This is a genomic window from uncultured Methylobacterium sp., from assembly GCF_964242245.1.
Lineage (GTDB): Bacteria > Pseudomonadota > Alphaproteobacteria > Rhizobiales > Beijerinckiaceae > Methylobacterium.
In genome coordinates, this window is the sequence record NZ_CAXTBY010000141.1 from 1 (window position 1) to 8,106 (window position 8,106).

The following is an 8,106-nucleotide window of genomic DNA, read 5'->3' on the forward strand; positions in this document are numbered from 1 at the left end:
GGTGCTGCGCTCGCCCGACGTGCCGAGCGTGCTGGTCGAGCTCGGCTACCTGTCGAGCAGGCACGACCTCGACCTGCTTCAGTCGGCCGAATGGCGCGACTCGGTGACCGGCTCGATGGCCAAGGCCATCGACCTGTTCTTCACCAACCGCGCCACCCTGGTGCAGCCTTCCCCGCCGCGCCGCTCGGCGGCCATCGCCCCAGTTTCACCATAGATCCGGTGTCGATACGGGGCATCGCCAAGCCCCGTCGCGCCGCACGTTCGGTCTTCGTCGGCGCGGATTGTCCGGGTTGCCCGGAGGCCTCTTGGGCTTCCTCGTCGTGGGCGGCCTCAAGGCCCATTCGGTCCGCGCGGCCGACGAAACCGACGGACGGGAACACCGGATGCGCCTCATCCTTCGCTTCTTCGGCTTCCTGTTCAGCGCCTGCGCGGTGCTGTTCGTGGTCGCCGCCGCCGTCGGGGCGTTCTTCTACTGGAAGTACAGCCAGGACCTGCCCGACCACGCGCAGCTCGCCAACTACGAGCCGCCGGTGATGACCCGCGTCCACGCCTCGGACGGCTCGCTGCTCGCCGAGTACGCCCGCGAGCGCCGGCTCTACCTGCCGATCCAGGCGATGCCCAAGATCGTCGTCGCCGCCTTCCTCTCGGCCGAGGACAAGAACTTCTACAAGCACGGCGGCATCGACCCCGAGGGGATCGTGCGCGCGGCGCTGACCAACGCCAAGAGCGGCAAGAAGCAGGGCGCCTCGACGATCACGCAGCAGGTGGCCAAGAACTTCCTGCTCAACAACGAGCAGACCTTCGACCGCAAGATCCGCGAGGCGCTGATCGCGCTGCGCATCGAGGCGACCTACTCCAAGGACAAGATCCTCGAACTCTACCTCAACGAAATCTTTCTCGGCACCATCGTGCCGGGCCGGAACCTGCACGGGGTCGCGGCCGCCGCGCTCGACTACTTCGGCAAGTCGGTGCACGAGCTGACGATCAACGAGGCGGCCTACCTCGCAGCCCTCCCGAAGGGACCCAACAACTACCATCCCTACCGCAAGACCCAGGCGGCGCTCGACCGGCGCAACGAGATCATCCGCCTGATGGCGGAGAACGCCTACATCACCAGGGACGAGGCCGAGGCCGCGCGCAAGATGCCGCTTGGCGTGAACCCCCGCGTCGCCTTCCCGAACGCGGCCAACGCCAACTACTTCACGGAGGAGGTCCGCCGCGAGATCTCCGAGCGCTACGGCGAGAAGAAGCTCTACGAGGGCGGCCTCTCGGTGCGCGCGACGCTGGACCCGAAGATGCAGGCGCTCGCCCGCAAGGCGCTGGTCGACGGCCTCGTGCGCTACGACCAGTCGCACGGCTGGCGCGGACCCGTCTCCAAGGTCGACCTGACCGGGCGCGACTGGGGCATGGCGGTGGCCGAGGTGCCCGCGCTCGGCGACGTGGCCCCGTGGCGGCTGGCCGTGGTGCTCGGCGGCGGGCAGGTCGGCCTGCAGCCGCGGCGCGAGGCCTCGGGGCAGGTTTCCAAGGACCGCGAGACCGGCGTGATCCCGCCCGAGGGCATGCGCTGGGCCGGCCGGCCGAACCTCGCCGCGGGCGACGTGGTCTACGTCGAGGCGATGGACGGCGGGCGCGGCCAGTACCGCCTGCGCCAGAAGCCCGAGGTCTCCGGCGCGATCGTGGCGATGGACCCCTACACCGGCCGCGTCCACGCCATGGTCGGCGGCTTCTCCTACGACGAATCCGAGTTCAACCGCGCGACGCAGGCGATGCGCCAGCCCGGCTCCTCGTTCAAGCCGATCGTGTACTCGGCGGCGCTGGACAACGGCTACACGCCCTCCTCGATCGTGCAGGATTCACCGATCACCATCGACGCCGGCCCCGGCCAGGAGGCGTGGACGCCCTCGAACTACGACGGCAAGTCCGGCGGCCCGCACACGCTGCGCTACGGCATCGAGCACTCCAAGAACCTGATGACGGTGCGGCTGGCCAAGGACGTCGGCATGCCGCTGATCGCCGAGTACGCCCGCCGCTTCGGCGTCTACGACGACATGCTGCCCGTGCTGCCGATGTCGCTCGGCGCCGGCGAGACCACGGTGATGCGGATGGTCACCGCCTACTCGATGCTCGCCAACGGCGGCCGCCGCATCCGCCCGACGCTCATCGACCGCATCCAGGACCGGGTCGGCGAGACGATCTACCGGCACGACGGCCGCAAGTGCGTCGGGTGCGATGCCGAGAAGTGGTCCGGCCAGGACGAGCCCAAGCTCGTGGACGATGCCGAGCAGGTCCTCGATCCGCTCACCGCCTACCAGATGGTCTCGATCATGGAGGGCGTCGTGCAGCGCGGCACGGCGACGATCCTCAAGCAGATCGGCAAGCCGCTCGCCGGCAAGACCGGCACGACGAACGACGCCAAGGACGCGTGGTTCGTCGGCTTCTCCCCGGACTTGGCGGTCGGCATCTACCTCGGCTTCGACAAGCCGCGCTCGCTCGGCGACCGTGCCACCGGCGGCGGCCTGGCCGCGCCGATCGCCCTCGACTTCCTCAAGGTCGCGCTCAAGGACAAGCCGCCGACGCCCTTCCGCGTGCCGCCGGGGATCAAGCTGATCCGGGTGGCGCTCGGCTCCGGCACGCGCGCCGGCTCGGGCGAGGGTGCCGGCACGATCCTGGAGGCGTTCAAGCCGGGCACCGCGCCGCCCGATTCCTACGCGCCCCCGCCCGGCCAGGCTCCGGCCCCGATGCCGGCGGATGCCGACCGCGCCGCCCAGGCCGGCGGCCTGTACTGAGCGGTTTTTAGGCCGCGCCGCGCGGGTTCCTGCTCCTGCGAGCGATGCCTGAAGAGGCGCGGGTCCCCTCTCCCGAGCGGGAGAGGGACGAGAACTTTCCGGATAGGGCACGCCCCTCATCCCAACCTTCTCCCGCTGGGAGAAGGGGCCCCGCAGGGCTTCCCGCGATCCATCGACCCGACCACAAAAAAAGCCGCCCGGTCGGGGCGGCTTTGAAAGTCTCAGGGAGGCATCAAACGGAGTGGGACGGAGGTCTCACTCGACATCCAGATATCTGGAATGCTTCATTCATGAATGGGAAAGCTTAAAGCTTGGTTAACGATGAGCTACGCACGGACCATCCGGCGGATGCGGGGCGAAGGACGCTCCTCCCGCTCCGGTCAGGCGGCGAGGCTCAGGAACAGCCCGCGTCCGTCGGTACCGCCGACGAGGCCCTCGACGAAGTTCTCCGGGTGGGGCATCAGCCCGAGGACGTTGCCGCCCTCCGCGTAGATCCCGGCGATGGAGTTCAGCGAGCCGTTGCGGTTGGCCGCGACGGTGAGCGCGCCGGCGGCATCGCAGTAGCGGAACGCGACGCGGCCCTCGCCCTCGATCCGGGCGAGCGTCTCGGAATCGGCGAAGTAATTGCCCTCGCCGTGCGCGACGCAGACGTCGATGACCTGCCCCGTCGCGTAGGCGCCGGCGAACCGGGTGTCGGTGCGCTCGACCCGCAGGGTCTGGCGATGGCAGATGAAGCGGCGGTCGACGTTGCGCATCAGCACGCCCGGCAGGAGCCCGGACTCGCACAGGATCTGGAAGCCGTTGCAGATGCCCAGCACGAGCCCGCCGCGGGCGGCATGCGCCCGGACAGCGTCCATCACCGTGGCCCGGCCCGCGATCGCGCCGCAGCGCAGGTAGTCGCCGTAGGAGAAGCCGCCCGGCAGCACCGCGAGGTCGGTGCCCGCCGGGAGCGCCGCGTCGGCGTGCCAGACCATCGCGACCTCCGCGCCTGCCAGCCGCAGCGCCCGGGCGACGTCGCCATCGCGGTTCGAGCCGGGGAAGACGACGATGGCCGCGCGCATCACGCGATCTCGATCGCGTAGTTCTCGACGACGGTGTTGGCCAGAAGCTTGTCGCAGGCGGATTTCAACGTCGCCTCGGCCCCGGCCCGATCCGCGGCGCTCACGTCCAGATCGAACACCTTGCCCTGCCGGACGCCTGCGATCTCGTTGATGCCGAAGGACTTGAGCGCGGCCTCGATGGCCTTGCCCTGAGGATCGAGGACGCCGGTCTTCAGGGTGATGACGATGCGGGCTTTCATAATCCGGGGCTCTGCATGGATTTGGCACGTAGGGACGCCGCACGCGACGATCCGCGCACGCCGTCGCGCCGGCGTCGAACCATGGTCGGGGCGCCTTCCGCAGGTCTCGCGCGCGTGTAGGGACAGGCGAAGGGCATGCTGGAGGATTGGCCGCCTGCCGGCTCGGCCACGTTCCGCGTCCCCCTCATCGCCCGCGAACCTGGCTCTGCGACCGCAGGGGCTCGATGCTGGTCGCCCGGCGCCAGAGCTGAAACATGATCCAGCACGCGAACAGGCTGAACAGCGCCATCAGGATGTGACCGACGGTGTCGCCAAGGTCAAACAAGCCCGCCACCGCCCATCCGGCAGCAATCGCGACAGCGAAAACCTCAGTCCCGACCAGCACCATCATGCTGACGATCGTAATAAGGTTTCGAGTATTCACGGATCACAGGGCCTCAGCGCCGACGCGAGCCTGAACCCGGCTCACGTCGACGGCAGTACCGCGATTGCTGCACCGGTTGCAACCACAAAGCCGCGCCGCGCTTCGTGGATTTCGGTCTGCCTTGCGCTCAGCGCGGGGCGCGCTTGGCCAGGATGCGCTGCAGCGTGCGCCGATGCATGTTCAGGCGCCGGGCGGTCTCGCTCACATTGCGGCTGCACAGCTCGTACACGCGTTGGATGTGCTCCCAGCGGACGCGGTCGGCCGACATCGGGTTTTCCGGCGGGTCCGCCCGCTCGCCGGGCTGCGCCATCAGCGTGCCGTGGATCTCGTCGGCGTCTGCCGGCTTGGCGAGGTAGTCGAACGCGCCGAGCTTCACGGCGGTCACCGCCGTCGCGATGTTGCCGTACCCGGTCAGGATCACGCCGCGCGCTTCCGGGCGACGCTCCTTCAGCCGCGCGATCACGTCGAGCCCGTTTCCGTCGCCGAGCCGCATGTCGATCACGGCGAAGGCCGGTGGCCGCGCCTCGACGGCGGAGACACCCTCCGCCACGCTCTCGGCGACCTGCACGTGGTAGCCGCGTGCCTCCATCGCGCGGGCAAGGCGGGTCGAGAACGGCTTGTCGTCATCGACGATCAGCAGGCTGCGGTCGGAGAACGCGGCCAGGGGATCGGTGTCGCTCAGGGTTGCGGCGTCGGGGGTCGCCGACGATGTCGTCTGCGCCAGCATGGGACGGTCCTTTAACATTTCATTGTTTCTGATCAGCGCCTTATATAGGTGCGGCATCGGCCGCGGGCAGGGGCGGCGGCGCAATGAATTCAGGAACGTGACGCGGCGCAGCGCCCCTCTCGAAAATGTGACGTGCCCAGGAGATTCGCACCCGCGCGCCATGCGTGCCCGGCGCGGAGGCGTTCGACAGGGTGATCTGCGCACCCGAGCGCTCGATCAGGGTCTTGGCGATGAACAGGCCGAGACCGAGGCCGGCACCGACCGTGTCGCCCCCTTGCGTCCGGTCCGGGCTTCGGGTCGTGACGTAGGGCTCGCCTGCCCGCAGCAGCACCTCGCCGGAGAAGCCCGGGCCGTCGTCGCGGATCTCGATCGACACCCGGTCCAGGCTCCAGCGGCCCTCGATGACCACGCGCGCATCGGCGAAGTCGACGGCGTTGTCGAGGATGTTGGCGAGGCCGAACATCACGCCGGCGTTGCGGCGGCTGGCCGGTTCCGGCCCCTCGCCCCGGTTCGACACGTCCAGCGCGATGCCCATCGCCCGCTGGGGCGCCACCAGCTCCTCGACGAGGTGGCTGAAGGTCAGGGTCTCGAGGAAGCCCGCCCCGTCGCCGTCGAGCGAGGTCAGCTTCGAGAGGATGCCGCGGCAGCGGTCGACCTGCTCGCGCAGGAGGTGGAGGTCGTCGGCGACGGCAGGGGCGGCCGTAGGTCCGAGCTGGCGCACGAGTTCCTTGGTGATCACCATGATCGTGCCGAGCGGCGTGCCGAGTTCGTGGGCGGCCGCCGCCGCGAGCCCGTCGAGCTGCGACAGGTGCTGCTCGCGGGCGAGCACGAGTTCGGTCGCGGCGAGCGCCTGGGCGAGTTGGCGCGTCTCCTCCGACACCCGCCACGCGTAGACCCCGGTGAACGCCGTGCCGAGCAGGATCGCGGTCCAGACCCCCGAGACGTAGAGGAACGGCAGCTCGATCCGGCCGTCCGCGAACCAGGGAAGCGGGCGGTGCACGAGGGCGAGCAGCGTCGCGAAGCCGATGGCGAGCAGCCCCAGCGCCAGCGTCCGCTCCGGCGGCAGGGCGGTGGCCGAGATCAGCACGGGGGCGAGGAACAGCAGCGAGAACGGGTTCTGCAGCCCCCCGGTCAGGAACAGCAGCGCCGCGAGCTGGACGATGTCGAAGGCCAGCAGCAGCGCCGCGGAATCGTCGCTGAGCCGGTAGCTCGCCGGGAAGCGGATGCGTAAGCCGAGGTTGAGCCAGGACGAGGCCGCGATCGCCAGGAAGCACCAGCCGAAGGGAAGCGCGAGGCCGAGGCCGAACTGCGCACCCACCACCGCCGCGCTCTGCCCGGTGATCGCGAGCCAGCGCAGCCGCACGAAGGTATCGAGCCGCAGATGGCGCGCGTCGCGGACGAAGCCGCTCGGATCGGTGTCGAGCATCGTCCTAACGATAGGGCTGCCGCGCGGCCCATCCAGAGCGGGGCGCCGGATCGGCGGAGCCCGCAGCCGCCGCGGCCGGAACATTCCAGATACGCTCGCCGTTGCCGGCGGCCACGGCAAAGCGTATTGCGGGCAACGGAGTTCACGATGGCCGGCATGGATCTCGCCTACTTCGCCTTCGAGGGCGCGCGGTTCATGATGGCGCCGGCGCGCCTGGCCGCCGACCTGACCCGGCACGGGATACAGAGCCCGGCCAACCCGATGGCCTACTCGCCCTACGCCCGCTCGATCGCCGCCGGCTGCGAGATGTTCGAGCGCGCGACCCGGCGCTACGGCAAGCCGGCCTTCGGCCTGTCCGGGACCACTGTCGAGGGCATGCGCGTGCCGGTGACGGAGCGCGTCGTATGGGAGCGGCCGTTCTGCCGGGTGATCAGCTTCGACCGCGGCTTCCTGCGGCCGCCCTCCGAGCCGCAGCCCAAGCTCCTGATCGTCGCGCCGATGTCCGGCCACTACGCGACGCTGCTGCGCGGCACCGTCGAGGCGATGCTGCCGAACCACCACGTCCTCGTCACCGACTGGTCCGACGCCCGCATGGTGCCGCTGATGGCCGGGCGGTTCGACCTCGACAGCTACATCGACTACCTCCAGGCGATATTTCGCGACCTCGGCCCCGACCTCCACGTGATGGCGGTGTGCCAGCCGGCCGTTCCGGTGATCGCTGCCGTGGCCGTGATGGAGGCCGAGGGAAGCCCGTCGGTCCCCGTCTCGATGACGTTGATGGGCGGCCCGATCGACACCCGCCGCTCGCCGACCGCCGTGAACTGCCTCGCGCAGGAACGCGGCCAAGCGTGGTTCGAGACGAACACCATCAGCTACGTGCCGCCGCTCTACCCGGGCGCGTGGCGGCGGGTCTACCCGGGCTTCCTCCAGCTCTCCGGCTTCATGGCGATGAACCTCGATCGCCACGTCGACGCGCACTCGGACATGTTCGGCCACCTCGTGCGGGGCGACGGCGACTCGGCCGAGAGGCACCGGGACTTCTACGACGAGTACCTCGCCGTGATGGACCTGACCGCCGAGTTCTACCTCCAGACGGTCGAGACCGTGTTCGTGAACCACGACCTGCCCAAGGGTACGATGCGCCATCGCGGCCGCCCGGTCGACCTCGGAGCGATCCGGCGCTGCGCCGTCCTCGCCGTCGAGGGCGAGAACGACGACATCTCCGGTGTCGGGCAGACGCTGGCGGCCCTCGACCTGACGCCGAACCTCGCACCGGAGCGCAAGGCCTACCACCTCCAGCCCGACGTCGGGCATTACGGGGTGTTCAACGGCTCGCGCTACCGCGCGGTGATCGCGCCGCGCATCAGTGCCTTCGTGCGCGCGATGCAGGTCTTCGTGGCCGAGGACGTTCCGCACCTCCGCCGGGTTGTGTGATCGGCCTAG

General features: G+C 69.7%; 8 protein-coding genes. 3 read left to right on the forward strand and 5 right to left on the reverse strand.

Annotated features, from left to right (window positions below; translation table 11 throughout):
- Together ACFE8Y_RS19420 and ACFE8Y_RS19425 are read left to right on the forward strand one after the other, a co-directional pair.
- Positions 1-214, forward strand: a 214-nt coding sequence (locus tag ACFE8Y_RS19420; RefSeq protein ID WP_375466016.1) for an N-acetylmuramoyl-L-alanine amidase, incomplete at its 5' end; no start/stop codon positions are given.
- Between the two features lie 169 nt (positions 215-383).
- On the forward strand, positions 384-2,786 hold the full coding sequence (locus ACFE8Y_RS19425; RefSeq protein ID WP_375466017.1) for a penicillin-binding protein 1A: 2,403 nt from the start codon (positions 384-386) through the stop codon (positions 2,784-2,786).
- A 380-nt stretch (positions 2,787-3,166) separates the two neighbouring features.
- On the opposite strand, the gene purQ is transcribed toward ACFE8Y_RS19425, so the two are convergent.
- The 5 genes from purQ to ACFE8Y_RS19450 form a co-directional block, all read right to left on the reverse strand.
- Positions 3,167-3,847 (reverse strand): phosphoribosylformylglycinamidine synthase subunit PurQ, encoded by a 681-nt coding sequence (purQ, locus tag ACFE8Y_RS19430; protein WP_375466018.1) that lies wholly within the window; start codon positions 3,845-3,847, stop codon positions 3,167-3,169.
- Entirely contained in the window at positions 3,847-4,086 is a 240-nt protein-coding gene (gene purS, locus ACFE8Y_RS19435; protein WP_375466019.1) for a phosphoribosylformylglycinamidine synthase subunit PurS, read from the reverse strand. Before purS ends, purQ begins: the two co-directional genes overlap by 1 nt.
- A gap of 184 nt (positions 4,087-4,270) precedes the next feature.
- Entirely contained in the window at positions 4,271-4,510 is a 240-nt protein-coding gene (locus tag ACFE8Y_RS19440) for a hypothetical protein (protein ID WP_375466020.1), read from the reverse strand.
- A 127-nt stretch (positions 4,511-4,637) separates the two neighbouring features.
- The gene (locus tag ACFE8Y_RS19445; RefSeq protein WP_375466021.1) at positions 4,638-5,237 is read right to left on the reverse strand and encodes an ActR/PrrA/RegA family redox response regulator transcription factor; all 600 of its coding nucleotides are present in this window, start codon (positions 5,235-5,237) and stop codon (positions 4,638-4,640) included.
- A gap of 40 nt (positions 5,238-5,277) precedes the next feature.
- On the reverse strand, positions 5,278-6,663 hold the full coding sequence (locus ACFE8Y_RS19450) for an ActS/PrrB/RegB family redox-sensitive histidine kinase (RefSeq protein ID WP_375466022.1): 1,386 nt from the start codon (positions 6,661-6,663) through the stop codon (positions 5,278-5,280).
- Between the two features lie 156 nt (positions 6,664-6,819).
- On the opposite strand from ACFE8Y_RS19450, the gene ACFE8Y_RS19455 reads away from it, so the two are divergent.
- Positions 6,820-8,097 carry a polyhydroxyalkanoate depolymerase gene (locus ACFE8Y_RS19455; RefSeq protein ID WP_375466023.1) on the forward strand — a complete coding sequence of 426 codons (1,278 nt, stop codon included), beginning with the start codon at positions 6,820-6,822 and terminating at the stop codon, positions 8,095-8,097.
- Positions 8,098-8,106: the final 9 nt, after the last annotated feature.

Bases quoted from the DNA above. Each gene is read 5' to 3' on its own strand.
- ACFE8Y_RS19425 (WP_375466017.1), top strand. From the start codon at position 384: ATGCGCCTCATCCTTCGCTTCTTCGGCTTCCTGTTCAGCGCCTGCGCG.
- purQ (WP_375466018.1), bottom strand. From the start codon at position 3,847: ATGCGCGCGGCCATCGTCGTCTTCCCCGGCTCGAACCGCGATGGCGAC.
- purS (WP_375466019.1), bottom strand. From the start codon at position 4,086: ATGAAAGCCCGCATCGTCATCACCCTGAAGACCGGCGTCCTCGATCCT.
- ACFE8Y_RS19445 (WP_375466021.1), bottom strand. From the start codon at position 5,237: ATGCTGGCGCAGACGACATCGTCGGCGACCCCCGACGCCGCAACCCTG.
- ACFE8Y_RS19450 (WP_375466022.1), bottom strand. From the start codon at position 6,663: ATGCTCGACACCGATCCGAGCGGCTTCGTCCGCGACGCGCGCCATCTG.
- ACFE8Y_RS19455 (WP_375466023.1), top strand. From the start codon at position 6,820: ATGGATCTCGCCTACTTCGCCTTCGAGGGCGCGCGGTTCATGATGGCG.